A 22,988-nucleotide genomic window follows, 5' to 3' on the forward strand; every position below is an offset into this window, starting at 1 on the left:
GTCAGGCGCCCGGCTTGGCCAGCCACTCGAGCCAGGTGCCGTAGACGTCGCAGTGGGCCACGACGTCGGAGCGGCTCACGCCGCCGTCGTGGCTGGCCATGATCATGCGGGGGGTGTCGTGGCCGAAGTGGCCGATGGAGATCTCGTGCAGCGGGCGGCGCCGGCTCAGCTCGGCGAGGGTGTCGACGAGGCGTTCCCGGCCGCCGGGCGAGCCGAAGATCTGGTAGATCGACCACGAGAAGACGAGGACCAGGTGTTGCTCGTCGGGGGTCTCGGCGACGACGTCGGCGAGGTGGTCCTGGGCCGTGCCGGCCAGGATCATCGGCGGAGTGCGGGCGGCCAGCGCCAGGGCGGAGTTCAGGGTGCGCATCCGGCTGGTCTGTTCGGGCCAGGTGAGGCTGACCAGCCACTCGGTGGCCACGGGGTCGGTGACGTTCACCGGACTCGGTTCGATCCCGACAGGCCGGACGAACCGTGCCGGATCCAGCGTCAGGGGTGGCGTCGCGCCCCTGACCTCGCAGTGCAGGACCGTGTCCGGATCGCTGTCCGGCAGGGTGAGCCGGTGCCCGTCGTAGTCGTAGGTGTAGCGGTCCCAGAGCAGGGCCAGCCCGGCGCTGGCGCCCACGTCCACGATCCTGATCGGCCGTCCGTCGTCGAGCTGCTGCTGGAGCGCGGCGAAGGCGGGCAGCAGGACGGTACAGCGGTTGACCTCGTTGGTCTGGACGGACCGGGTGGAGATGATCCTCCGGATCCGTCCGGCATGGCGGCGGCAGAAGTCCGTCAGCAGATCGGCGGCTCGGTCGTCGGTCAGGTCCTCGCGGCCGGCGAAGTAGGGGGCGAGCGCGTGCTTCACGCCACGGCGGAGGATGTGGTGGACGGCCCCGAGCAGCATGTTCGGGGCGGGCTGTCCCGGCTGGGCGAGGGCCGCGAGGTCGAGCAGCTCGGGGGTGCGGGCGATGGCGCGGGACAGGGTGGCGTACAGCGGGGACGGGCCCGCGGCCTGCTGGTCGGCGAACCGCCGGAAGGTCTCGGCGAGCTGGGTGTGGTCGGTCATCGGGGATCTCCTCAGATGATCTTGTAGCCGGAGTCGGCGAGCTGCTGCACGGCGCCGAGGCTCTGGCCGCGGCGGGCCCACCACTTCTCCTCCTCGGCGGCCTGGGACGCCTGCGCCGTGGCGATGACGGCCGCGACCTTGTCGCGGGGGACGATCACCGTGCCGTCCTCGTCGCTGACCACGACGTCCCCGGGGGCGATGCGGACGCCGTCGATGTCCACGGGGACGTTGACCGCGCCGTCCTGGCGGCCGGCGGGGTAGTCGAAGTTCAGCGGGGTGGTGCCGCGGGCGACCGTGGGGAACGCGATGCGGCGCAGCTCGGCGAGGTCTCGGACCATGCCGTCGACCAGGACCCCGGCGATGCCCCGGGTCTGCATGTGCGCGGCGGTCACGCCCCCGAAGCACGAGCGTTCCTTGCCGCCCCCGGCCGCGACCACGACGACGTCGCCGGGCTGCGCCAGGTCGATCGCCGCGCGGCGCACGGTCACGTCCGGGCCCAGCGCGGTAATGGCGCTGCCGCACAGGACCAGGCCGGGGGTCTGAAGGCGCAGACAGTGGGAGAGGGCGCCGGTCTTGCCGAGGGCGTCCACGATGGAGGCGACCGGGATCCGCGACAGGGCGGCGATCTCGCTGCGGGCGGGGCGTGTGATCTCGGTGTGGATCTCGCGTACGGACATGATCGGTGCCTTTCGTTCAGAGGGACGGGGTGTCGGAGAGTTCGCGGAGCGGCGCCAGGTCACGGGCCATGAGGTCGTCGGGTGACAGAGCGGCCTGGCCCGCGGTGAGGGCGGCGCGGGTGGTCCGGCAGAGCAGATGGGCGAGGGACTGCACCAGGGCCGCGAGCGCGAAGTCGTCGACGCGCGGCAGCCGGAAGCCACGCGCCCCGGCGCCGGAACGGCCGGGGCCGTCCCGGTGCAGCAGGAACGGCCGGGTGCCCGCCACGGTGGCGGCGTTGACGGCCTCGCGGGTCGTCCTGCCGGCCGAGTCGTAGGCCAGGAGGAACACCACGTCCCCGGGGCTGGCGCTGCTGAGCTGGTGGCGGACGCCGTGGGCGGGGTCGGGGTGGTCGTTGTAGATCGCGCTCATGTCGGCCAGCGAGGGATCGCAGACGACGAGCGGGGGCTGTACCCCGTCGACGCCGAGCGGCGCGTCCCAGCGCAGGTTGTGCGCGAAGTGCTCGCCGACGAGGGCGAGAGGTCCGCCGTCCGGGCACAGCACGTAGATCCGGCGCCGGTTGCGGATCGCGTCCCGGGCGGCCTCGGTCGCCTCCCGCAGGAAGCTCCCGAGCAGTTCGGCGTCCACCGCGGCCAGGGCATGCAGGTGCTGCTCCGCTCGGGCTGGCAGCGGCTCCGTGCCGGCGCTGAGCGCGGTGGCGGCCAGGGTGAGCACGGTCAGCATGGCGTCCTCGCTGATCTGCTGGTCCGTGGTTCCGGTCGCCCAGACCATGCCGTCGGCCGGCTCCATCTGGGTGCCGTCGCCGCCCACGAGCGCCAATACCGGCACGCGGTGGTGGGCGCAGAGCCGGGCGGTCTCAAGGATGTTCGCCGACCGGCCGCTGACGCTGGCGACGACGACCAGGTCCACCCTGTCGATGTCCCGGGCGAGCGACCGCGCGAAGGCCGTGCGGTAGTCGTCCTGCTGGGCGCTGTAGGCCAGGGTCGCCGGGCTCATCATCGCGTCGTTCACCGGCACCCCGGCCTGCGCGTGGAGCTGGAGGAGCGCCGAGCGGACGATCGCCGAGGAGCCGCCGTTGCCGAAGGCGCGGATCTCGCCGCCGCCGGCGGTGGCCTTGGCCAGCAGGTCGACGGCCTCGGCGCCACGGGTGAGCATGCGGCGGACGGCGTCGCCCACCTCGGTCACGTACGCGTGGGCGAAGTCCTCGTAGAGGAGCGTGGTCACGATGGGTCCTTCCTTCGTCCCGCAGCGGGTCCGGCGGGGGTGAGCCAGGGCTCGACCGCGGGCGGGAACTCGATGTCGAACAGGCGGCGGCGGACCGGGCCCAGGGCCGCGGGCAGGTCCTGGCAGTCGAGGCGGCAGTCGACCGGCCGGTCCCCGGACGCCGCGTCCGTCGCGCCGGCGCGGACGTGATCGGCGGGCAGGTGGAACCTGCGCGCGATCATCAGCGCCATCCGGTACTTGGTCAGGCCCTGCTCCGCACTCCAGTGGGCGACCGAGCCCAGGCGCTGCCCTTGCAGGAGGGCACCGGCGAGTCGGCGGCACACCTCGGCGGCCTCGTCCGTGTGCGTGGGGTAGCGGACGCACACGTCGTCCAGCTCGACCGGGGTACCGGCAGCGACCTGGCGGGCGATCTCGGTCAGGTTGGTCTCGGTGGCGAACCGCACGGGCCCGTACAGCACGGGCAGCCGCAGGATCGCCGCGTCCGGGCAGGCCCCGCGCACGGCGTGCTCGGCCAGCAGCTTCCACCGGCCGTAGGCGTTCAGCGGATTCGGGAGGCTGTCGGGCCGGTAGGGCGGCGCCGTCCCATCGAAGACGTAGTCGCTGGAGATGTGCACCAGCCGGGCACCGCACCGGCGTGCGCCTTCGGCGATCAGCCGGGCCGCGTCCACGTTTCCCGCGCGGGCCCTCTCCGGTGCACCAGCCCATACCGCGGGGCGGCGCTCGCCCACGCAGTTCACGACGACGTCTGGCCGCACCTTGCCGAGCAGGCGCGCGATGGCGTCGGCCGACGTCGCGTCGACCGCGACCAGGGCGCCGGCACTCCGGCTGAAGGCGGTGCCCGTCGCGGTCATGTCGCCGAAGGCCCGCATCACGGAGCGGCCCAGGAGCCCGGACGCACCGAAGATCACTGCTCGCATGCCTCACCTCCGCGGTCGTGCGAGGTGAGACAGACAAGCGGAGGCGGAGGCGTGATCGGGAGAGGTCGCCGCGGTGTACCCGGTGCACACACCAACTCGGTGTACGGGCACCCGTCTTGCTGCCTGGTGTACGTACACCAGGCCCCATTCGCCCCATCTTCAGGCGGTCCCCTGAGCGGTGGTACCTTCCGGCCAGGACCCCGCCGGACTTGGAGTGCCCATGGAGCCAGCAGCGGTTGACGCCCCGCCGGCCAATGTGCTCGGCGCCCTGTTACAGCAGTTGGGGATGCGGCCGGAGCAGCTCATCGCCCGCATCAACCAGCGGCGGGCCCGCCGCGGCTGTTCCCCCCTCAGCCCGAAGGCGGCCTACCCCTGGCTGCGCGAGATCCCCTCTCTCCCGCAGCCCGATAACCAGGCGGACGCCCTGGCCGTCCTCACCGCCAGGGCTGGACGGTGCATCACCGCGGCCGACGTCGGATGGGACCTGCCTCGTCCCAGGACCCGTCAGCGTCACCTCGACGCGCCCGGCGACGCCCCCCTGGAGGCCCTGCTCCAGGAGATCAGCCAAGGAGACCTGATGGACCGCCGCAACCTGCTCATGCTCACCGGAGCCGCAGCCACCGCCCCCGCCCTCGCGCTGCTGCTCGGCCCGATAGCGGAGGCTGCCGCCGCGCCGTCCGCCACGCGCCTGAGCGAGAAGCTCGTCGGCTCGATCGAGAGCGCGGTCCGGGACCTCCGGGAGATGGACGACTCCACCGGGAGTGCCAGCGGCGACCTCACCTGGGGCCTCGGCATCTGGCAGAGCACTTCCCGGGTCGTCGCACAGGCCCGGGGCCACGGGCCACTCGTCGACCGGCTCCAGACCGCTTACATCGAGCTGAGCGAGCAGGTCGGCTGGATGCTCTTCGACGCCCGCCAACAACCCCAGGCCCAGCGTGTCTACCACACGGGGATGCGGCTGGCGCGCGAGGCTGGAATGTCGTTGACCGCCCGTCACTCGACGGCCAATCTTGTTTCCTCCGCCGCCTACCAGGCCGCATGGCTGGGCCACCACAACGACGCTGCCGCGCTCCTCGACATCGCCGCACGGACGCCAGAGCTTCCGTCCGCAGCGGCGGCGGTGATCGCCGACCGGCGTGTCTACGCCGCAGGACGGCGGCACGACCCTGACGCGGTCCTCCGATTCCGCGACGAAGCGCTGCTCCACCTCAGCTCTCCAGACGAGCGCACACCGTGGTGGGCGACCTGGCTCACGAAGGACTCCGTGGACGCCGCCACCGGCCGGGCCTGGCTCGCCTGCGACCAGCCGTCACGGGCCGTCCCCTTCCTGCGCAGCCGCGTCGAGGCGAGTGCACCCGACTACCCGCGCGACCACCTCTACGCAGTGCTCGACCTGGCCGACACTGTTCACCAGTGCGGCGACGACGACCAGGCACGGGAACTCCTCGATCAGGCCGAAGGGCTCATCGGCACCGTCAGCTCCCAGCGCATGGTCCATCGGTTCGAAGCCCTGTCGTCGGCCGTCGCCGGCGTGTGAAAAGGGGCCAAGGGATGCTCTTGAAGCGTTGAGGTCCTGCTGAGCCATGGAACATGACTGAAGGGAACGGCCCGTGACGATCGCACCCGAAACCCCGACGACAACTCTCCATATCCCCGGCTTCCTTGAGCTGGAGATCACCCGCCGCTGCCAGCTCACGTGCCCGACGCTCTGCTTCGTCAAAGCGGGCCCGACCCAGGGGCACGGCACCATGACCGGCGAGGACTGGAACCGGGTCATCAGCGAGGCCGCCGCCCTCGGCGTCAAGAAGATCCAGCTGATCGGCGGCGAACCCACGCTCCACCCCGACTTCGCCGCGCTCGTGGAACACGCCCTCGCCCAGGGTCTCGAGGTTCGCGTCTACACCAACCTCTACCGCGTCCGCCGTGAGCACTGGACGCTTTTCAGCCGTCCCGGCGTCACCCTGGCGACGTCGTACTACGCCGACACCGACGAGGGACACGACGAGGTGACGGGGCGCACCGGCTCCCACGAGGCGACCCGCACGAACATCATCGAGGCGCACCGCCGCGGCATCCGTGTCCGGGTCGGCATCGTCGACGTGCGGGACGGACAGCGCGTCGAGCAGGCCCGCGCGGAACTGGAAGAGCTCGGCATCACGGACGTGCACATCGACCGCGTCCGCGCCGTCGGCAACGCGGCCAAGGGCACCGATCTGCCGTCCACGTCCGAGCTGTGCGGCCGGTGCGCCAGGGGCACCGCCGCGATCCTGTCGGACGGCACCGTGACCCCCTGCGTGATCGGCCGTTTCCTCCCGGCCGGGCAGATCAAGAGCGCCCCGCTGGCACGGGTCTTCGGCTCTCCGCAGTGGCAGCAGGTCGCCGCGAGCATCCCGGCCGGCCGCCTCGACCCGTGCGGCCCGGACTGCGGCCCCAACGACGACAGCCAGGGTGGCGGCGGAACCTGCGGCCCCGCCGACGACAGCGCCATCCCGAACTCTGCGGGCTGAAAGGCAAGGACCCCCTTGAAGGACTGGGAAGCAGCAGCACAGCGGCTGGCCGCCGGCACCGTGATCCGGCCCGAGTCACGCTGGTATCAGCCGGTGGCCACCACCCCGCGGCACCTCTTCGTGCCGCGGTGGTGGACCAGGGCCACGAACGGCGACGGCGAGGAGGTGTGGCAGCTGCGCGACGGCGTGAGCGACACCGAGGCGTGGATGCGAGACACCTACGCCGACACCACGCTCGTCACCCGCGTCGGAAGCCTCCACGCCGACCACGCCGAGGCGGGCCAGACACCAGCCCGGGGGCGGACGGGCCGCTCCACCTCCTCCTCCACGCTGCCCGCGCTGATCCTGACGATGTACCGAGCCGCATGGATCACCGACACCTCCAGGCTGCTGCTGACCTGCGGCAGCGGCTACGGCACCGCCCTGGCCTGCGCCCGCCTCGACGAGAAGCAGGTCACGAGCGTGGACGTCGATCCGTATCTCGTGCACGCGGCCCGGAAGCGGCTGGCCGAGGCCGGCCACCATCCGCGCCTCGAAGTCTGCGACCTGACCGGTGACCTGCCCGAGGGCACCTACGACCGGATCATCTCCACCGTCGCCGTGCCCGCCGTGCCCGTCTCGTGGTTGGAGGCGCTGGCCCCCGGCGGTCGGCTGGTGACAACCATCGCCGACACCGGGCTGGTCATTGTCGCGGACAAGACCCCCGACGGCGGCGCCGTCGGGCACGTCGCGCCGGAGGCGGCCGGGTTCATGTCCGCGCGCCACGGCGAGGACTACGACGACACCTTCCCGGAGAACCCGCCGGTGTGGCAGACCGCCCAGCACGCCGAGGGCGAATCCGTCACCACCAGCCGCTACCCGCTGATGTACGTGCCGGACACCTGGGACGTGCGCTCCACCCTCGAACTGATCGTGCCCGGCATCGACCACCGCCAGCGCACCGCAGACGACGGCACCCGCACCGTCTACATGCTCCACGCGGACGGCTCCTGGGCCCGCGCCACGGCTGCCGGGCGCCGGGGCTCCCCGACCGTGCACCAGGGCGGGCCTCGGCGGCTGTGGGACGAGCTGGAGCGCATCCGCACCTGGCTCGCCGTCGATGGCGACCTCCCCATCCGCGGCGCCACGGTGACCATCACCCCCGACGGAGCGATCACCTTCTGCCGGAAGGGCTGGTCAGCCACCGTCACCTGAGAAGTAGCCCAGCACGGCGTCTCGTGAACGCCACCCTCGGCATCCGGATGCCGAGCAGTAGGCAACACTGAACGGGCCCGGCGGGGCGGGGGGAAAGACCCCTGACGAACTCCCACCGGGCCAGCAGCGCCCACCCACAGCAACTCGGCGTATGCACCGCCGTTGAGGACGCGCCGCCTCAAGCAGCGCACCTTCGACGACAAGGAAGGCATCCGCCGCACCGCCGTCGAAATCGACGCCGTTGACACCGGTCTTCGAGCGGCTGAGTAGCGGCGCCTGACCGGCCTCGCCGCCCAGCTTCTACCGTTCGCGATGGATCATCGAAGCTACTCCCTCATCGCTCGGAGTGAAGTTGATGCCGCGGAGGACAGCGACGGGGACACCACGTCCACGCTGGCCCAGAACGATGCCAGCTGCCGCAGCGACCATGTCGGTGAAGGATTCCTCCTGCCGCTTGGCCCTGCCACCCTGCTCGGCGTACTCCGTCACTCGAAGGGGTGCAAGTCCGGCAGCCCCCAGCGAAATGCACGTGGCCCCGCGCCGGTCGGCACGGCCGTCTGAATCCGCGATGACGACCGCGACCTCGGCGCTAGAGAAGGTGATCAGGGCGTCCCGCAGAGCGCGGGCAGAGGCGTCCGGGTCCACCGGCAACAACCAGGCACCCTCAGTCCCGGCGCGGTCGATCCCGGCTGAGGTGAGCTGGTAGCCGAGCGTGTGCCGGGCGATGATCGGGCCCTTCTCGGTGGCCAGGAAGTAGCTGTCGCTGGAGTCCAGGATCAGTTGCACGATCTCGGCGGGCTTGCCCGTCTTGGCGGACAGCTCCAGGGCCTCGGCGCCGGGGGTGACGCTGGCGAGGTCGACGTACCGCTTCTCCACGATGCTTACGACCTTAGAGGCCACTACCACTACGTCCCCGTCCTGCAGCTCGGTGCCCGTGCGGGTGAGGACGTCGGTGATGGTGCCTGCCAGGTCGTCGCCCGGCTGGAGCTCGGGGAAGGGTTCCAGAGCGAATACGCAGAAGTTAGAGGTTGCGGGTGCGGTCTTCTGCTGGGCCGCAAGGGACTGGTTCGATGTCTCCATGACTGCTCATGATGCCGCTGTCCCGGTGTACTCGGCTGAGGGCAACACCACTGTTGCATGGGGTGGCACACGCATTCTCGCCGCTACCAGCGGAGTTGCTGTCCTGTCACTCGGGGGACGATCACATGACACTGGCGGGATAACCGCCGGCGTCGCCCCCCTTCGCGTGACGGAGCACGGCGGCAAGAAGCAGGAGGAGACTTTCAGCGACCTCATCGCCGCCGCCGCCGGGATCATCCTGGGGCAGCGCGGCCGGGGCGCCCCCGTCGCCGTACTGCGCGGCATCGCCTACACCGCCAGCGACAAGGGAGTTTCCGCGATGCCCCACCACCGGCCGTGACGCTGCTGATCACGGGGGCCGCCGGGACCATCGGCACCCGGCTGGCCACCGGCCTGGCCGCCCACGGCGTCCCGCTCCGGCTGCTCGACCAGCACCCACCCGCCAGCCTGCCGCCCGCGGGCGCCGACTTCCTACAGGCCGACCTGCGCGACCAGGAGGCGATCGAGAAGGACACCATCGGGATATCCGCCGTCGTGCACCTTGCGGGCCTCACACACGAAGGGCCGTTCGCCAGCATGGTGGAGCACAACATCACCGGCACCCACCACGTCCTGGAGGCCGCCCGCCGCCAGCACGTGCCGCGCGTGGTGCTGGCCAGCAGCCACCACGTCACCGGCCTCAACCCCGTCGACGCCCTGACCACGCCGCTGGCCCCCGACAGCTTCTACGCCGTATCCAAGGTCACCACCGAGGCCCTGGGCCACCTCTACGCCCACAAGACCAACGTACAGGTGGTCTCCGTCCGGATCGGCAGCTATCGCGACCGCCCCACCGAGCCCCGCCACCGGGCGACCTGGCTCAGCCCCCGCGACGCCACCGCCCTGCTGTACGCCGCCGCCACCCGCCCCCTGGCCCGCCCGTTCCTCACCGTGTACGGCACCTCCAGCAACCGCGAGTCGTGGTGGCCGCGCACCGGCTGGGACACCCTCGGCTACCAGCCGGCCGACAGCGCCGACCAACACCCCGCACCCGGCCCGCTGGCTGACCGCTTCATGGGCGGCGCATTCGCCGACGACGAACTCCCCACGTAGGAGCGTGATGAAGCAGCTCGCCGTGCTCGGTTCCCCGATCGGCCAGGCCCTGTCCCCGGTGCTGCACCGCGCCGCCTACCAGGCGCTCGGCCTGGACTGGAGCTACCGCCCCATCGACTGCACCCCCGACCGCCTCGCCTCCTTCTTCGCCGGTCTGGACGACGGCTGGGCGGGGCTGTCGCTGACCATGCCGCTCAAGCGCGTCGCCGTCCCCCTGCTCGACGAGGTCTCGCAGACCGTGAAGGCCACCGGCACCGCCAACACCGTCACCGTGCGCGACGGCCGGCTCCTGGGCGAGAACACCGACGTCGACGGCATGCTCCAGACCCTCCTCGACGCCGGGATCACCCGGGCGGAATCGGCGTGCGTGCTCGGGACGGGCGCGACCGCCGCCACCGCCCTGGCCGTCCTGCACACCCTCGGCTGCCGTGAGGTGACCGCCGTCGCCCGCACCCCCGCCCGCGCCGACGAGCTGGCGCGCGCAGCTGAGCGCATCGGGGTCGCCCTGCGTATCCGGCCGTGGCACGAGGCCGCCCGGCACCTTCACGCGGGTCTAGTCGTCTCCGCCCTCCCGCCCGGGGCAGCCGACCCGCTCGCCCCGCGGTGGAAGTCGGCGGGCAACACACTGCTCGACGTCGTGTACTGGCCCTGGCCCACCCCGCTCGCCCAGGCCGCCCGCCGCGCGGGCAGCACTGTCATCGGCGGCCTGATGATGCTCGTGCACCAGGCCGCCCGGCAGGTCGAACTCCAGGCCGGCCGCACTCCGGCGCCCCTGGCCGCGATGCGGAAAGCCGCCGAAGGCGCCCTCGGCACCCTCACGTCGAACGCGTAGGTGGGGTAGGCGCCCGTCGGCGCAGACAACGACGTTCGCGGTCTGAGACCACGAGCGCGTGGGTAGGCGCTCCCGATCAGGACCACCGAACCAGCCGTCCCGCGCGTCGACGGCAGGGCCCCACTGGCCGCGGACAACCTCGGGAGAACCTTGTCAATCCCTCACGCACCGTCCTACCGCCGAACCCGAACCCCTTCGACACGGCAGCCCCATCGCCTGACTACGCTCGCCCCATGGCTGACTCCACCCGCGCGCTTCTGCTACCCGATGCCTTCTCCATCGACCCGAAGATCCGAGCCGCTTTCGACGACGTCGTGACCACAGCACTCACCCACTACGACAGCGCCCGCAGCTACGGCAACGACGAACGCGAATCGATGCGTCGTGCCCTGATCGAAGCCGGCCCTGCGTTCGCCGCCTACGCCCTGCATACCGTGATGACAATGGACGGGCCCCTCGGCGACCAGCTCGATTTCACGGAGCAGCAACGCGTCCTCGTCACCGCCCTCGCCACCAGCCTCGACGAGGCCATCACACAGGCGATCGCACCCGTATGCGAGATTCAGCCCGAGGCGGGAGTGTCATGAATCAGGTGTGATCCTCCCCGGACGGAGCGAAGACCGCGTTGTCGGGCATCCGGTCGCGGAACGCGTCCGGGATGGTGCCCATGAGCCAGAGCCGGCGCGTCACGTGCACAGTGCCTGTCGGATCGTCCAGCAGGACGTAGCGGGACTCCTCGTCCCCTACGTAGCCGATCTCGGGCGGGAACCCTTGCTCCTCGGTCCACGACAGGTAATGGACGCCGTCGATCCGCAGGGCACGACGGCCGTCCGGGTCTTGGTCGCCGAGCATCGCGTACCCCAGGCACATCAGCCAGAAGTCACACGAGCTGCACACCCGATACGCAGCCATCCGCGCGCCGACACCTCGGATCTGCCGGTCTGTCCCCTTGTTCGGACATAACTTGCACTGGAACACCGCGCTCTGCGCGGTTACGGGGGCTCGCCTCATGCGCCGGACCTACGCCGGATGTGCTTGCACCGAATCCCGCGCTCGACGTCCTGAAGCGAGGGTCTGCGATGTGCCCCGCAGTCGATGCACTCGCTGTCCCAAGGCATCGAGCGTGCGCCGGGGTACGGCACCTTCGGCCTGTAGCGCGCTTCACGCATCAGCTCCTCGGCGTCCTCTTCATCGGGTTCACCGACGGGCGGCACGGGGGCACGTGGGGGGCCGGAAGCGGGCTGTGGGATTGAGTAGACCGGGGTGTGGCCCCCGAACACCAACCCGAGGCTTACCCATCGTCTCGGCTGTGAAGGGGTGGTCATGGCATGCCCTCTCTCGTGTGTTCTGGTCGGATAGCGTCGTCCGGGTGCGGCTCTCCGGCTGGCTCATTGGTCAAGGACGGCCTCCCGGGCTGCACGGGACCAGATGGATTGTTGGCGGACGGTGAAGCCCATTCGGTTCCAGTGGAAGAGGACGTGGCGGGCGAGGATGCCGCGCTTACCGAGACTGAGCGCTCCGCTATCCGCGGCTTCTTCCAGGGCTCGGCCGCTGCGCTCCAGCCCTTCGGCCCAGTCGCGTACGTGGGCGAGGGGGCCGGAGTCGAGCGGGTGGACATCGGCCAGCAGGAGACGTCGCATGGGTTCGACCATGGTGCTGACCTGCTCTGCGGTCACGTCGTCCGTGAGCGGGCGGCGCTCCTCGACTTTCCCCCATACGTCGCCCTGTTCGCCGTACTCCAGCCGCGCGGCGCGCATCAACTGGGACATGGTCAGGAGGGACGTTGTCTTGGCGTCGGGTCTTCCGGGAAGTTCCTGGGCTGCGGCGCGGAAGTAGTCGAGCACGCCGACGCTGTCGGTGTGGAACAGCTCGTGCGCGAGCGTCATTCCTGCCGGCCCGCCGAAGGCTACGGTCTCCGGTTCGTACCGGGCGGGTCTCCAGTCCACAGCCACCCCCCAGGAGACGGAACTGTCGAGTGCTTCGGTGACGTGCGTGACGGCCTTCTCGGGGTCGGTGCCCGGGGCGGGGAAGTATCGCAGGCGCCAGTGCGGGTGCTTGCGCACGAACCACCAGGTTCCGACCGGCCCGGCGCGCAGGGCGGGCGCGAGGTAGGCGCGGAAGGCGCGTTCCGAGGTCGGGTAGTCAGCGAAGCGGATGTTGACCTGGTGCCAGCCGGAGGGTTGGGCGTCCAGTGCGGCCCGGCCCGCAGCCCGGTATCTCTCGATCGCCTCGGCGAGGTGGTCAGGCGCGATGCTGGTGGCGCGGGCGGCTGCTTCGACGGCCGCGCCGCCGAGTACGGCCAGGACGGCGTCCTCGGTGCGGTCGGCGTCGTACGGCACGGGCGTTCCCCTCACGTCAGCAGGAGGCAGGTGTCCCACTGCCCTTGGGGCTCGGTGCCCGATTCTGCGTCCTGGAAGGCGAGGGCGGCACCGGCCTTCCCCGTGAGGAACCCCGTCTCGTCCGGGGCATCCACGGTCAGGACCCTGTTGGTGATGAGGTTGACCCGGTCGCGGAAGATGACCGGCGCTTCGGCGTCCTGGGCAACACGCTGCACAGTGCGGAGAAGACCGCCGAAGCCGTGGCACAGGCCGCGGTCGGCAATCTTGTCGAGCTGACCCGGGTCGCTCAGACAGTGCAGAAGGGCCCGCTCGGCCATCCGCTTCCGGTCGCCGTCTTCGAGAACGATGCCGGCGAGCTGCTGGGCACGGGCCAGGCCCGGGGTGCCGTAGCACCACGAGGGGGTGGCTGGTAGCGCGGGCGCGGGTCCGCGATGGCTGATCCAGCGCGGCCAGCGGGTTCCGCGGTAGTCGCTCTGCCGTATCTGGTCGAGCCACCGGCAGATGCGCAGCATGGCTTCCCGGTGGCCGTCCACGCTGACGCCCGCGCGAAGGGCGAGGGCGAGAAGGGCGAGGGGGCCGGTGATGCCGTGCGCCAGCCCCGCGTTCGCGTGTCCGCCGGGGGTGGCTGTCGTGTCACTGGCCGGGGCGTGGCCGACCCACCAGCCGGGCAGGGTCTCGCCCGCCGGGGTGATGGGCTCGGTGAGGCGCACCAGGTACTCCAGGACGCCCTTCAGCTCCGCACCGTGGGGTTGGCGGCGCAGCAGCAGCGCGCCGATTCCGGTCAGGCCACGGAACAGGTCGTACTCGGCGAAGGCGGGGTGGCGGCCAGCGTCGATGCGGGCGTGCGCGGCGGTGAGTCGCTGCCGGGTGTGTGCGGCCACGACACCGTCGAGGGTGTGAAGCGCGCCCGCGTAGCGATCGGTGCCGTCGGCGGCCAGGTGGAGGACGAGGGTCATCGCGGGGGCGCCGAGGAAGAGGCTGGCGTCTCTGCCATCGATCAGCGGCCCGATCTCCGAGAGGCCACGGTGCACCTCGCTCCAGTCTCCAGTGCCGCGGCGGGCCCGCTCGACATGCCGCAGAGCGGAGCCCAGGGGGCCGTGGGAGAGCGACTGTCGGTAGGACAGGGTGGTGTCGGGGGACGGTGGGGCGGTGATCACCGCACGGCTCCTTGGGGTCGGACGGTCCAGGACAGAGCTGCGGCGCGGGCCATGCGCCGGCAGAGGGCTTCGGCGTCGGGGTCGATGCCCGCGACGCGGTTGTGGTGCATGTGCAGCAGGGAGGCCAGGACGCCGGACGGATCGAGTCCGGCGGTGTCGAGCGCGTGGCGGTAGTGGACGAGGGCTTCTCGCCGGTGCTGCCAGGCATCCAGGACGGCGTCGCCCCCGGCGAAGTCGGCCAGGGCTGGGCCTGCGTCGTCGCTGTTGGTAAGCCGGAGCACGAGGGCCTGCGTGGGGCGGGGGGCCGAAGCGCCGTCACCGCGAAGAAGGTGCTGGGTCAGCCAGGTGCGCCCGTCGCCGGGGGAGCCGAGGAAGCCGGTGGCGATGTCCACGTACGACGCGGCAGTAACCCCCGGACAGAGGTCCGCAGGAAGAGCGAGCCGCATCTGTGCCAGGGCTGCCGCGGTGTCGGCGGAGAAGTATCGCTCCGCAGCGACCAGCACCGCGCCGGTACCGTATCGGCCGGTCTCCGGCTCGTCGGTGTCCCACTGCACGCGTTGGATCAGGCCCTCCTCGCGCAGTTCGTCCGCCCATTCAGCGACCATGCCCGCCACGGCGCCGAACGCGTCTGGGGATAGCAGGCGCAGCCGGACGCGCAGGTGCGCCTCGGGGTTCGCGTACCGGATGAACCAAGCCTCCGACGCCGTCGCCAGTTCGTCCAGCAGGCGGGGCAGATGGCTGGTGAGGATTTCGGTGGCGCGGGCCTCGCTGCCGTAGACCTTCAGGTACGTCCAGTCCGAGCCGCCCGGCAGGCGGCCGGCGGTCCGCCGGGCCACCGCCCGGCGAGCTGGGGCCGGTACGGGTTGCTGGTCTGCGGCGAAGGACATGGTCACCTCGTGCGCGCGCCCGATCCAGCCGTAGGCACTCTCTTCCGGAGCCTCGTGCAGGGCGAGGACGAAGTGACGGTCCAACTCGGCCCGAAGCAGGCCGAGGTGAGCAGGCAGGTCGAGGTCGAGGCGGAGCTGCTGGTCGGCGGAGCCGACGTACACGGTGCGCGGGACGCCGTACCGGATGCGCCAGTTGGTGAAGTCCTCCACCCAGCGTTCGGGGGCTGAGAGATCACGGGCTCGCAGTCTCCAGCACGCCGCCGACAGGACGGTGCGGCCGTAGCGGACTTCCGGCAGGAACGGCAGGCGGCCCGCAGCGCCCCAAGCGAAGGGGGCAAGGATGGCCGCATGGGAGCGATGCACCTCGGTCAGGAACCGCACCAGGGGATGCGTCGCCGTGCTCAGTTCGACGGCGCTCATCACGGACGGTTCGAGGCAACGGCCGGAGGAGAGGGACACGAGGTAGAGGCGCCCCGCGTCGGCGACGACGCCCAGGTCCTCCAGGTCAAGGGTGGCGTCGGGGTTGTGCTCACCGACGGCCAGCGTCTCGGCAGCGACGACGGGGGCCCGCCCGACGTTGTAGGTCTTGCGGCGCAACGGGGGCGCGGAGATCTGAGGGCGTGCCGCGCCTTCGGTCAGTGTGGGCAGGGCGGCGTACTCGGCCGCCATCCGAGCCTGGTCAGCGGGTTCCAGCATCGGCAGGAAGCGGCCAGCGAGAGTGCCGGCGGCGAGGGACAGACCGACGGTGGACAGGGTGAATCGGCCCTCCGTCAGCGCGCGGGTGGACTGCGCGAACACGCTGAAACACAACTCGACGTGAGCCGGGACCGCCGTCGGCTCCCCGAGGGACAGGGCCTCGATGTCCTCCTCGGTGAGGACGATCTCTCGCCGGTCGGTGAGGGCCGCGTCCTGCGCAAGGGCGAGAAGGTGTTCGTCGCGGGGCGTCGTGGCGAGGATCGGCCGGGGCAGCACGGTGCCGCGGTAGCCGACGGGGAAGCCGAGACCGGTGTCCGGGTCGGTGAGTTCGAGGACGGGGACGACGGTACCCAAGCTGTAGCGCTCCAGGAACCGCGTCCGGTAGTCCTTCCAGGCGGCCGAACCGTGCGGGTAGGGCGTGATCCTGGCCATCAGGCTCAGGGCGCGTTCCGCCTCACGGGCAACCGCGTGGGGCAGGATGATGTTGCCGTCCGGGCGGACGTTGACCACGAGGGTGTGTTCGGCGACCCCGGACAGAGCGGTCATTGCCTCGGTGGCCTTCGCCCGCAGATCCGGTTGCTCCGCGGGGAGCGCGCGGTCGTGACAGTCCAGGAATCCGTGGATGGTGCGGAGCCGGGCCGCCTTCGGTACGTCGGCGCCGGTCTCATCGAGTCGGGCAACGAGGTGACCCAGGGCATCCGGGCAGGTCATCGGCGGCTGGAGTTCGGTCAGCAGGACTCGGTGCGCGACGAGGTTGCGCACCATCTCCTCGATGGCAGCCTTCGGGGCCTCGGGATACTCGATGCCGAGCTTCGCCACCAGGACGTGGACCGAAATCGGAGAGCGGGCCAGCTTCAGCGCGTCCTCGGCGGGCCGGGTGCGCCGGAGGGCGGTGTCCGTGGGGCCTTCCTTGCCGGGCTGGTTCATGACGAAGATGCGGGAGCCGCGCACAACGTGGGCGGGGTCGGCGACCACCGTCAGATACCGCAGGACGGCGAGGTCGCGCTCCAGGGCGGTGGTGATGTCGTGCAGCCATGAGGCGTCGGCGTGCGCGAAGGCTCGGTTTTTGGGGCCCCAGTGGACGTGAGTCTCCTGCCCGGTGTGCGCGACCATCGGGCCGGCGAACAGCCCAAACGGCGTCGCCCGGTATCGCATTCTCAGCAGGTAGCGGGCCAGGGCTCGACCGGTCCGGCGGATACAGGAAGGCTTGGCGGTCCCCTCCACCACCTCCAGGACAGCGGAAGCGAGCACCGGTGAGGCGTGGCCGATCGCCTCGGCCCGGGGGGCGTCCGCCCAGACCTGTTCCACCCATGCGCGGACCTGCTCGACGCCGGTGTTCTCCCCCGGCCATACGGGAGTGGGGGAGGCGAGCGGGAAGACCGACGCTCTGATCATGCTCGCGTCAACGTGACGGTACATCCATACTCCTTTAGATCGCGGCGCCCCGGGGGCGGACGGCCGACCGCCCGCCCCCGGGTCCCGTCAACTACGGGTGGTGGTGCCGCAGGTCAGCCGCCGATGCAGGTGCTGTTCGAGCAGGCCGACGCGCAGGTGGACGTGCAGTTGTCGCTGGTGTCGTTCAGCAGCGCCCCGAGGACGGGGGCCGAGGAGACCGTCTCGATGTTCAGGTCGAAGTCCCCGCCGTCGGAACGGAAGTCCGTTGCCGCCTTCAGCACGGTGCCGGACTTGGAGCTGATCTGATGTGCCATCTCGCTCTCCTCCAGGGAGGTTGTAGGGATGTGCTGTGCAACCTGGCCGGTGGCCGATGTGGCTACGGCCAGGTGATCGTGACCCGCGAGTGCCGTCGCTCGATGCGCCGGCCGCCAGCGGGAAGACGGTCATCCGGCGTGCCCGCCGGGTAGACCTCGATGTGCGCCCGATCACCACGGTGGTCGCGGTCCCAGGTGCGGATCTCCTCGACCAGGCGCTCGGCGAGCTGCTGCCCACGCGGGCCGTGTCCGATGGCGCCCAGCTCGTAGCGGTCCTCCTGGTCGGTGGCCCGTACGGTGCGGTAGGCGAAGCTGTCGCCGTCCACGAGCGTGGGGATGCCGAGCGGCGAGGCCGAGGCCACCAGCCCGCGCGAGCGCGCACCGGGCTTCGCAGCCAGCAACGGAAGGTTGTCCAGCGCGGTGGTCAGCCACATGTCGAGGTGTTCGTTGGACTCGCTGCCTCCGAGCGTCACACCGGACCACTGCTCGTTCCGCGCCATCGCCAGGGCCTTGGCGAGGGCGGCGGTGTCCGGCTCGGGGTGCCCATCGACGCGCAGGCCGACCTCCGCGCCTTCCTCGGCGTGCAGGACCGCGAGGCGCACCCGGTTCTCTCCGACGCCCTGCATGGGCACGAAGCCACACAGCTCGAACCCGTCGCTGACGAGCCGTTCACCGTCGCGGACGAAGGCCACCGTGCGCGTCAGGCCGCGCATCCGGAGCGGAACGACGAGGCGACCGCCGTCCTTGAGCTGGGCGATCCAGGCCGGCGGGATATCGGCGGCCTGGACGGTGACGATGATCCGGTCGAACGGCGCGTGGTCGGGGGCGCCATTCTCGGCGTCAGCAGTGAGCACGGTGACGTTGCGGTAGCCGGTCTCCTTCAGGAAGGCCGTGGCACGGCTGGTCACGTCCGGGTCGATGTCCACGGTGACCACGCGGCCGTTGTCGCCGACGACTTCGGCCAGGAGTGCGGCGTTCGGGCCCCCGGACCCGATCTCCAGCACGGACATCCCGGGCGCGATGTCGCCCTGCTCCATCTGCATGGCCTGGACGCGGGGCGCGGAGACGGAGCTGATGTCCACCCCGTGCTCGTCGGTCTTGGTGATCGTCGCGACCTCGGCGTTGTACGTCGAGGCCATGTCCGCCTCGGGCGTAGCCAGGTGCCGACGGACGGTGCGGAACGCGGCCACGACACGGGGGCTGCGGGCCGCTCCGATCTCGATGAGCTTTTCCGCCAAGGCGTCGCGCAACTGCTGTTCCGTCTGGGCCTCTTGGACATCGGTGTTGGTCGTCATGTCGGGGACGTTATCCACGCGGGTTCTCCTCCTCGGCGCGTTTGCGCCGAGCTGGTTGAGCGGATTTCCGGACCGGCGCGGGGCACCGCGCCGGGGTGGTTAACCGCCCGACGGACCGGCCCGTCACATCCGGTCCGCCGGGCGGCCGTCTAGGCGGCGGGCACGAGATCATCCAGATTGACGACCTTGTAGTCCCGCAGTTCCCGTACGAGCTGGGAGGCGAGGAACATGCCGATCTGGGGGTGGCTGTAGGGAATGGGAGAGTCAATGTCCGAAAGGGCCTGGAGTCCGCCTGCGCTCCACTGGTACGCGTGGCCGATCACGCCATACAGCGGGAAACGGGCAGCCAGAAGCGCGATGTAGCCCTTGGTCCTGAGCCGTGGACACCGGCCTGCCGCCATCCGGGCGTGCTCCAGGCAGACCGGCGGCTGCGCGGTCCTCACCGGACCTTCGTGGTCCTGTTCACCCGCCGTCTCCAGGAACAGGATGCCGTCGGTGCGCTTCAACTGGACGGTGCACACCTGGCACCGCAGCAGCGCCATCGTCACGCGCTGACGGTGCGGGTGAACCATCCGCCAACGCGGTGTCCCGCAGGGCTGCCCAAAGGTGTCGAGCGACATGGAGTAGCGGGCCCAGAGCACGTTCTTGAGGTCCCGGTCCGGCGGCACCTCATCCACGTATCGGAGACGTGGCCGGCCGTCCGGCCCTCGGCCCAGGCGTAGGTTGAGGAATGAGTCGGCCTCTTCACCCTCCCGGGCGGTGATGTAGGGCACGACGACCTCGGGAGCGGTGGTCACGCGGTGCTTCCGGCGGCGAGCGCGACCGGCCGGTGCGGAGCGATGATCTGGCCGTCCGGCAACAGCTCACCGGTGTCCTCAAAGAGCAGCACCCCGTTGCACAGCAGGCTCCAGCCCTGTCCAGGGTGGGCCGCAGTGGGGCGGGCGGCCTCTCGGTCGGATGCCTCGGCCGTGGGACACGGCGGGGTGTGCTTGCACATCGTACTCGTCGTCCTCTCAAGGCAGTGCGGGGAAGTCGAGCCCTCTTCGGCGACTACGAAGCCGCGGGGGAACACGGAGTGGAGGTTGCCGAAGGGGGTGTCTGTGGGCGTTCACGTACGTACGAGGTGACGGCGGACTCGCTGTAGCCGTAGAAGTGGCCGAAGACCGCGTCGTCCTCCCACCACTCGGGAGCGGCATCCCCCCACTCGACCGTGTGGCAGGTGTCGCGGTACGGCGACCAGCGAACGCGCAGGTCCGGGAACCCCGGTTGATCCGCGAGGAGGCCGCGCGCTGCCGTCGCCAGAGTCAGCAGGTCGAAGGACATGTATCCGCCGCGGCGCGACCCACCGACGGGAACGGCGAGGAGGGGCGCCCGAAAGATACGGACTGCTACGGCGTCAGCCAGAAGAGCGGGCTCGGCGAGACGGCTGTGGAAGTACTCGTAGTCGTATGCTTCCGCAGCCGGGCGAAGGGAGATGGTTGGAGGGCTCGACAGCGTTGTGGCGGTGGTCAGCATTCGACCAGCCCCCGCACGATGCCGACTTCTTCCAGGCGCTCCGCGAGCTCCAAGGTGACCCGGCCCAGCCTCCGCAGGAACGTCAGGGCCTTGTGCTCGTCGCCGGGCAGCTCTTCGGAACGCAACGTACGTGCTTGTTCGATCAGGTCGGCGATGTCCGGATGCTTCTTGTTGGCGTCGTCACGCAGACCCCGGTTCACGAGCTGCATGAGCGCGCCGCGAAAGCGCTGGGCGAGTTCTTCGGCTTCGTCGTACCCGGGACCAGCGGTCCCGGGCCGGCTGCTACTGCTTGCACCGGCCGCGTGGTGGCTGACTTCCTCGTTCAGGACGGTGTCCAGGCCGTCATAGACCGCGTCCCAGTCCACAGGCTCCCAATCGCGCACAGCGCTCAACAGGTCATGGAGACCCAGCCTGCCGAGCGGCGGCGACCAGGGGTTCGTCGGGACCGTAGGGTCCTTGACGCGGACCGGCATGGTCTCCGGGCTCGTCGTCTCCTCGCGTAATGCGGTGTTCGTCATCAGCACGCCACCAAACTCAGCTCGCACCACGTGGTGGCGCCGTTGTCGCTGACACCCCACGCGCCCTGTCTGCTTCGGGCGATCTCCCGCACGAGCACCAGGCCGCGACCGTGCTCGTCGTCGTCCTTGGGGCACTGAGCAGTGGGGCGAGGTCCGGGCACGCCGTCATGGACACGGATGCGCAGGATGCCATCGCGCACCTCAAGGGTCAGCCGGATTTGCCTGCCACCGCTGTGCACGATGGCATTAGTGATCAGCTCAGAGACAACGAGTGTCGCGTCGTCGGCGACGCAGGTCAGACCGCGGGAGGTGAGACGTTCGCGGGTCACGAGCCTCATGGCGCGGACGCGGGACTCGTCTACGGGAGGGGGGCGCTCGCCCGGGGAGTGCTTGGTGATGGAGAAGCGCTCCTCCACCAGGCCGCCGGCACGAGTTGCGGTCCGGCGCTGCGACGCCGGGCCGATCACCGCTCCGTCCCGATCTGCGAGGCCCCGTTTGCAGGGGCGGCCCGATCGTCAAGGGAAGCGAGCGGGCCCGTCCGGCGCAGCTGGCCCGGGACGTGCCGGAGGTGTCCGGCGAAAGGGGGCAACGGTGTGATCGAAGCGTCCGCGAGGTTGCGGCGGCGCTCACGATCTGCGGGGGTTCGTGCGGTCATCGGTTGTCCCCTTCCGCGAACGGGAAGAGGGCACCGAGCCGGCTGTGCAAAGCAACCGCTTCATCGGCCGTCAGGACCAGCGGAATGGTCGCGGGCTCCGCGGCCCCCTCGTGCAGATCGAGGGGGACCGCGAAACGACCGGCCTCCGTGTGCGCGACCTCGGCCTCACGAGCAAGGCGGAGGTGGCGCTTGGCGGGCGGTAAGGGCGCCGCGCCAGCTTCCGTCTGAGCGTGACTTGTCGTCATGACCCGTAAACGTAGGGCCACTTCGAGACCCCACCCCTGAGAAAAAATCAGGGCTGAGTAACGCTCAGGGTTGGCATATGCCTATGCGGCGAGCCCGATGTGCTTCGCTACCGCACGAAGGTCGTCGCGCCACATCGGCTTCTCGCGCTTCAGCAGGTCGGCCACCGCCTCCCTGACCAGGGGAGAGAACACGATCTCCTCCGGAGACTGCTTCAGCAGCTTGCCGAGAATGTGCACCGTCGCGTAGTCGTCTCGCTGGATGCGGTTGAGGTTCATTACCTCGATCAGGTACCGGGTCCGACGTTCGAGCGGGACCTCTTCGTTGACGAGGACGTGATCGGCGGCGCGGAGTGCTTCGCTGGTGTCGCCCTCCTCCGCCTTCAGGTGTACCTCGTGCATGGCGAAGTTGGTCGGACCGAAGCACGTGTGCCAGTGGTTGAGGTCTGCGCCGACCCGGTCCACGGCCTGCTGCGCGCCGTTGTACAAGTCCCACGCCCTCGGGCCCTTTGTGGCGCGTACCGCGGCGACGGCACCTTGCAGGTGTAGTGCGCCGTACGCGGACCAGTGTTCCGCGTTGGAGTCGTCATGCGGCCGGCACTGGGCGATGGTCTGCCGGGCAAGTTCGTAGCTGTCTTCCACGTCACCAGCGGAAGTGAGAACGCAGGCCAGGTTCCAGGCCGCAGCTGCGAGGAGGGCCGGGTCACCGGCGTTGTCCGCGAGGGAGAGGCCGCGGTCGGCCGCGATGCGGGCGAGGGTCGGTTCACCGACGCGGCGAAGCCAGATCTGGTGCAGGCCGTAGAGACTGATGAGCTGCCGGAGGACGGTGCCCTCCTGCTCAGGAGAGGCGTCGCGCAGAGCGGCATGTCCCTGCCGCAGCAAGGTGGGCAGCCGCTCGCCGACGTCGCGGTACCGGTCGTCAGCCTGCGTCTCGTAGACCTTCCAGGCGTCCGTAACCGAGGACTCGAAGTCGTCGGAGGTGACCGCCCCGATCCGCTGCGGAAGGAGGGAGGCGGGCAGCGACAGGGCCTGTCGGATGAGCGGAACGTGCTCGTGCTCCGTGCCCGCCGTAACGATTCCGGATACGTAGCCGCCCGTCAGGTCCTCCAGGCTGCATCGCAGCTGCTTACTCAGGGCGATCAGGATCGGAAGCCGGTCCAAGGGCATCCGGTCATTCTCGATCTTGTAGACCCAGTTCTCTGACCTGCCGATTAGGTCTCCCAGCATCCTTTGGGACAAGCCCCGGCGCTCACGCCACCACTTGATCCGCTGGCCGATGCTGAACAACTCTCCGTCATACACCATGGGTTGACCGTTCGCCGTAGTGGACAGGGCACTCGTGTCAAGCGTAGGCCCAGGTGCTTCGGGGAGGGGCGATACTGGGGGTCTCTCCCTCTGGG

24 protein-coding genes are annotated in these 22,988 nt (G+C 70.5%); 7 read left to right on the forward strand and 17 right to left on the reverse strand.

The annotated features are described in order from the left end of the window. Position 1: 1 nt before the first annotated feature. From ABR738_RS14215 to ABR738_RS14230, 4 genes are read right to left on the reverse strand one after another with little or no spacing between them, the layout of a single operon-like run. Entirely contained in the window at positions 2-1,054 is a 1,053-nt protein-coding gene (locus ABR738_RS14215) for a DUF2332 domain-containing protein (protein WP_350230339.1), read from the reverse strand. Positions 1,055-1,065: 11 nt separating this feature from the next. Continuing rightward, the gene (locus tag ABR738_RS14220) at positions 1,066-1,731 is read right to left on the reverse strand and encodes an RraA family protein (protein WP_350230340.1); all 666 of its coding nucleotides are present in this window, start codon (positions 1,729-1,731) and stop codon (positions 1,066-1,068) included. Between the two features lie 16 nt (positions 1,732-1,747). Further along, a complete protein-coding gene (locus ABR738_RS14225) occupies positions 1,748-2,953 on the reverse strand; it encodes an SIS domain-containing protein (protein WP_350230341.1) in 1,206 nt (401 codons plus the stop codon). After that, on the reverse strand, positions 2,950-3,870 hold the full coding sequence (locus ABR738_RS14230; RefSeq protein WP_350230342.1) for a dTDP-4-dehydrorhamnose reductase family protein: 921 nt from the start codon (positions 3,868-3,870) through the stop codon (positions 2,950-2,952). Before ABR738_RS14230 ends, ABR738_RS14225 begins: the two co-directional genes overlap by 4 nt. A gap of 220 nt (positions 3,871-4,090) precedes the next feature. Here ABR738_RS14230 and ABR738_RS14235 point away from each other — a divergent pair, with 220 nt between their 5' ends. The 3 genes from ABR738_RS14235 to ABR738_RS14245 all read left to right on the forward strand — a co-directional run bounded on the left by ABR738_RS14235 (position 4,091) and on the right by ABR738_RS14245 (position 7,571). After that, positions 4,091-5,407, forward strand: a complete 1,317-nt coding sequence (locus ABR738_RS14235; RefSeq protein ID WP_350230343.1) for an NsdA family TPR-like regulatory protein — start codon at positions 4,091-4,093, stop codon at positions 5,405-5,407. A gap of 73 nt (positions 5,408-5,480) precedes the next feature. Continuing rightward, on the forward strand, positions 5,481-6,377 hold the full coding sequence (locus ABR738_RS14240) for a radical SAM/SPASM domain-containing protein (protein WP_350230344.1): 897 nt from the start codon (positions 5,481-5,483) through the stop codon (positions 6,375-6,377). Positions 6,378-6,392: 15 nt separating this feature from the next. Beyond that, positions 6,393-7,571 (forward strand): methyltransferase domain-containing protein, encoded by a 1,179-nt coding sequence (locus ABR738_RS14245; protein ID WP_350230345.1) that lies wholly within the window; start codon positions 6,393-6,395, stop codon positions 7,569-7,571. A gap of 300 nt (positions 7,572-7,871) precedes the next feature. Here the strand turns inward: ABR738_RS14245 and ABR738_RS14250 are convergent, their stop codons facing one another. Further along, complete coding sequence (locus ABR738_RS14250) at positions 7,872-8,651, reverse strand: coenzyme F420-0:L-glutamate ligase (protein WP_350230346.1); 780 nt, start codon at positions 8,649-8,651, stop codon at positions 7,872-7,874. Between the two features lie 166 nt (positions 8,652-8,817). Between ABR738_RS14250 and ABR738_RS14255 the strand changes: the two genes are divergently transcribed. The 4 genes from ABR738_RS14255 (at position 8,818) to ABR738_RS14270 (ending at position 11,162) form a co-directional block, all read left to right on the forward strand. Continuing rightward, the gene (locus ABR738_RS14255; protein ID WP_350230347.1) at positions 8,818-8,991 is read left to right on the forward strand and encodes a hypothetical protein; all 174 of its coding nucleotides are present in this window, start codon (positions 8,818-8,820) and stop codon (positions 8,989-8,991) included. Further along, positions 8,988-9,743 carry an NAD-dependent epimerase/dehydratase family protein gene (locus ABR738_RS14260; protein ID WP_350230348.1) on the forward strand — a complete coding sequence of 252 codons (756 nt, stop codon included), beginning with the start codon at positions 8,988-8,990 and terminating at the stop codon, positions 9,741-9,743. The genes ABR738_RS14255 and ABR738_RS14260 overlap by 4 nt, the downstream gene beginning before the upstream one ends. 7 nt (positions 9,744-9,750) lie before the next feature. Further along, positions 9,751-10,575: a shikimate dehydrogenase gene (locus ABR738_RS14265; RefSeq protein ID WP_350230349.1), complete on the forward strand. Its 825-nt coding sequence runs from the start codon at positions 9,751-9,753 to the stop codon at positions 10,573-10,575. Positions 10,576-10,808: 233 nt separating this feature from the next. Continuing rightward, positions 10,809-11,162, forward strand: a complete 354-nt coding sequence (locus tag ABR738_RS14270; RefSeq protein WP_350230350.1) for a hypothetical protein — start codon at positions 10,809-10,811, stop codon at positions 11,160-11,162. Position 11,163: 1 nt separating this feature from the next. Here the strand turns inward: ABR738_RS14270 and ABR738_RS14275 are convergent, their stop codons facing one another. From ABR738_RS14275 to ABR738_RS14330, 12 genes are all read right to left on the reverse strand, one after another. Beyond that, positions 11,164-11,487 (reverse strand): hypothetical protein, encoded by a 324-nt coding sequence (locus ABR738_RS14275; RefSeq protein WP_350230351.1) that lies wholly within the window; start codon positions 11,485-11,487, stop codon positions 11,164-11,166. A 476-nt stretch (positions 11,488-11,963) separates the two neighbouring features. Further along, positions 11,964-12,914 carry a thiopeptide-type bacteriocin biosynthesis protein gene (locus ABR738_RS14280; protein ID WP_350230352.1) on the reverse strand — a complete coding sequence of 317 codons (951 nt, stop codon included), beginning with the start codon at positions 12,912-12,914 and terminating at the stop codon, positions 11,964-11,966. Between the two features lie 11 nt (positions 12,915-12,925). After that, complete coding sequence (locus ABR738_RS14285; RefSeq protein WP_350230353.1) at positions 12,926-14,071, reverse strand: lanthionine synthetase C family protein; 1,146 nt, start codon at positions 14,069-14,071, stop codon at positions 12,926-12,928. Continuing rightward, positions 14,068-17,073: a lantibiotic dehydratase gene (locus ABR738_RS14290; protein WP_350230354.1), complete on the reverse strand. Its 3,006-nt coding sequence runs from the start codon at positions 17,071-17,073 to the stop codon at positions 14,068-14,070. The genes ABR738_RS14285 and ABR738_RS14290 overlap by 4 nt, the downstream gene beginning before the upstream one ends. 89 nt (positions 17,074-17,162) lie before the next feature. Beyond that, positions 17,163-17,363, reverse strand: a complete 201-nt coding sequence (locus ABR738_RS14295) for an FxLD family lanthipeptide (protein ID WP_350230355.1) — start codon at positions 17,361-17,363, stop codon at positions 17,163-17,165. A gap of 62 nt (positions 17,364-17,425) precedes the next feature. Next, the gene (gene fxlM / locus ABR738_RS14300) at positions 17,426-18,658 is read right to left on the reverse strand and encodes a methyltransferase, FxLD system (protein WP_350230356.1); all 1,233 of its coding nucleotides are present in this window, start codon (positions 18,656-18,658) and stop codon (positions 17,426-17,428) included. Positions 18,659-18,807: 149 nt separating this feature from the next. Continuing rightward, the gene (locus ABR738_RS14305; protein ID WP_350230357.1) at positions 18,808-19,455 is read right to left on the reverse strand and encodes a hypothetical protein; all 648 of its coding nucleotides are present in this window, start codon (positions 19,453-19,455) and stop codon (positions 18,808-18,810) included. Then, positions 19,452-19,655 carry a DUF5999 family protein gene (locus ABR738_RS14310; protein WP_350230358.1) on the reverse strand — a complete coding sequence of 68 codons (204 nt, stop codon included), beginning with the start codon at positions 19,653-19,655 and terminating at the stop codon, positions 19,452-19,454. The genes ABR738_RS14305 and ABR738_RS14310 overlap by 4 nt, the downstream gene beginning before the upstream one ends. Positions 19,656-19,708: 53 nt before the next feature. Next, positions 19,709-20,173: a DUF6302 family protein gene (locus ABR738_RS14315; RefSeq protein WP_350230359.1), complete on the reverse strand. Its 465-nt coding sequence runs from the start codon at positions 20,171-20,173 to the stop codon at positions 19,709-19,711. Beyond that, positions 20,167-20,691, reverse strand: coding sequence for a DUF6415 family natural product biosynthesis protein (locus tag ABR738_RS14320; protein WP_350230360.1), 525 nt, complete (start codon positions 20,689-20,691; stop codon positions 20,167-20,169). The genes ABR738_RS14315 and ABR738_RS14320 overlap by 7 nt, the downstream gene beginning before the upstream one ends. After that, positions 20,691-21,158 carry an ATP-binding protein gene (locus ABR738_RS14325; protein ID WP_350230361.1) on the reverse strand — a complete coding sequence of 156 codons (468 nt, stop codon included), beginning with the start codon at positions 21,156-21,158 and terminating at the stop codon, positions 20,691-20,693. Before ABR738_RS14325 ends, ABR738_RS14320 begins: the two co-directional genes overlap by 1 nt. Before the next feature lie 514 nt (positions 21,159-21,672). Continuing rightward, on the reverse strand, positions 21,673-22,893 hold the full coding sequence (locus ABR738_RS14330; RefSeq protein ID WP_350230362.1) for a helix-turn-helix domain-containing protein: 1,221 nt from the start codon (positions 22,891-22,893) through the stop codon (positions 21,673-21,675). Between the last annotated feature and the right edge of the window lie 95 nt (positions 22,894-22,988).

It is taken from the genome of Streptomyces sp. Edi4 (assembly GCF_040253615.1).
In the GTDB taxonomy this organism is placed as follows: domain Bacteria; phylum Actinomycetota; class Actinomycetes; order Streptomycetales; family Streptomycetaceae; genus Streptomyces.

What these genes read in the sequence shown, in the direction of transcription:
- ABR738_RS14330 (WP_350230362.1), bottom strand. Translation starts at nt 22,893, where the DNA reads ATGGTGTATGACGGAGAGTTGTTCAGCATCGGCCAGCGGATCAAGTGG.
- ABR738_RS14290 (WP_350230354.1), bottom strand. Translation starts at nt 17,073, where the DNA reads ATGTACCGTCACGTTGACGCGAGCATGATCAGAGCGTCGGTCTTCCCG.
- ABR738_RS14230 (WP_350230342.1), bottom strand. Translation starts at nt 3,870, where the DNA reads ATGCGAGCAGTGATCTTCGGTGCGTCCGGGCTCCTGGGCCGCTCCGTG.
- ABR738_RS14295 (WP_350230355.1), bottom strand. Translation starts at nt 17,363, where the DNA reads ATGGCACATCAGATCAGCTCCAAGTCCGGCACCGTGCTGAAGGCGGCA.
- ABR738_RS14235 (WP_350230343.1), top strand. Translation starts at nt 4,091, where the DNA reads ATGGAGCCAGCAGCGGTTGACGCCCCGCCGGCCAATGTGCTCGGCGCC.
- ABR738_RS14275 (WP_350230351.1), bottom strand. Translation starts at nt 11,487, where the DNA reads ATGGCTGCGTATCGGGTGTGCAGCTCGTGTGACTTCTGGCTGATGTGC.
- fxlM (WP_350230356.1), bottom strand. Translation starts at nt 18,658, where the DNA reads ATGACGACCAACACCGATGTCCAAGAGGCCCAGACGGAACAGCAGTTG.
- ABR738_RS14265 (WP_350230349.1), top strand. Translation starts at nt 9,751, where the DNA reads ATGAAGCAGCTCGCCGTGCTCGGTTCCCCGATCGGCCAGGCCCTGTCC.
- ABR738_RS14270 (WP_350230350.1), top strand. Translation starts at nt 10,809, where the DNA reads ATGGCTGACTCCACCCGCGCGCTTCTGCTACCCGATGCCTTCTCCATC.
- ABR738_RS14315 (WP_350230359.1), bottom strand. Translation starts at nt 20,173, where the DNA reads ATGCTGACCACCGCCACAACGCTGTCGAGCCCTCCAACCATCTCCCTT.
- ABR738_RS14310 (WP_350230358.1), bottom strand. Translation starts at nt 19,655, where the DNA reads ATGTGCAAGCACACCCCGCCGTGTCCCACGGCCGAGGCATCCGACCGA.
- ABR738_RS14215 (WP_350230339.1), bottom strand. Translation starts at nt 1,054, where the DNA reads ATGACCGACCACACCCAGCTCGCCGAGACCTTCCGGCGGTTCGCCGAC.
- ABR738_RS14320 (WP_350230360.1), bottom strand. Translation starts at nt 20,691, where the DNA reads ATGACGAACACCGCATTACGCGAGGAGACGACGAGCCCGGAGACCATG.
- ABR738_RS14250 (WP_350230346.1), bottom strand. Translation starts at nt 8,651, where the DNA reads ATGGAGACATCGAACCAGTCCCTTGCGGCCCAGCAGAAGACCGCACCC.
- ABR738_RS14220 (WP_350230340.1), bottom strand. Translation starts at nt 1,731, where the DNA reads ATGTCCGTACGCGAGATCCACACCGAGATCACACGCCCCGCCCGCAGC.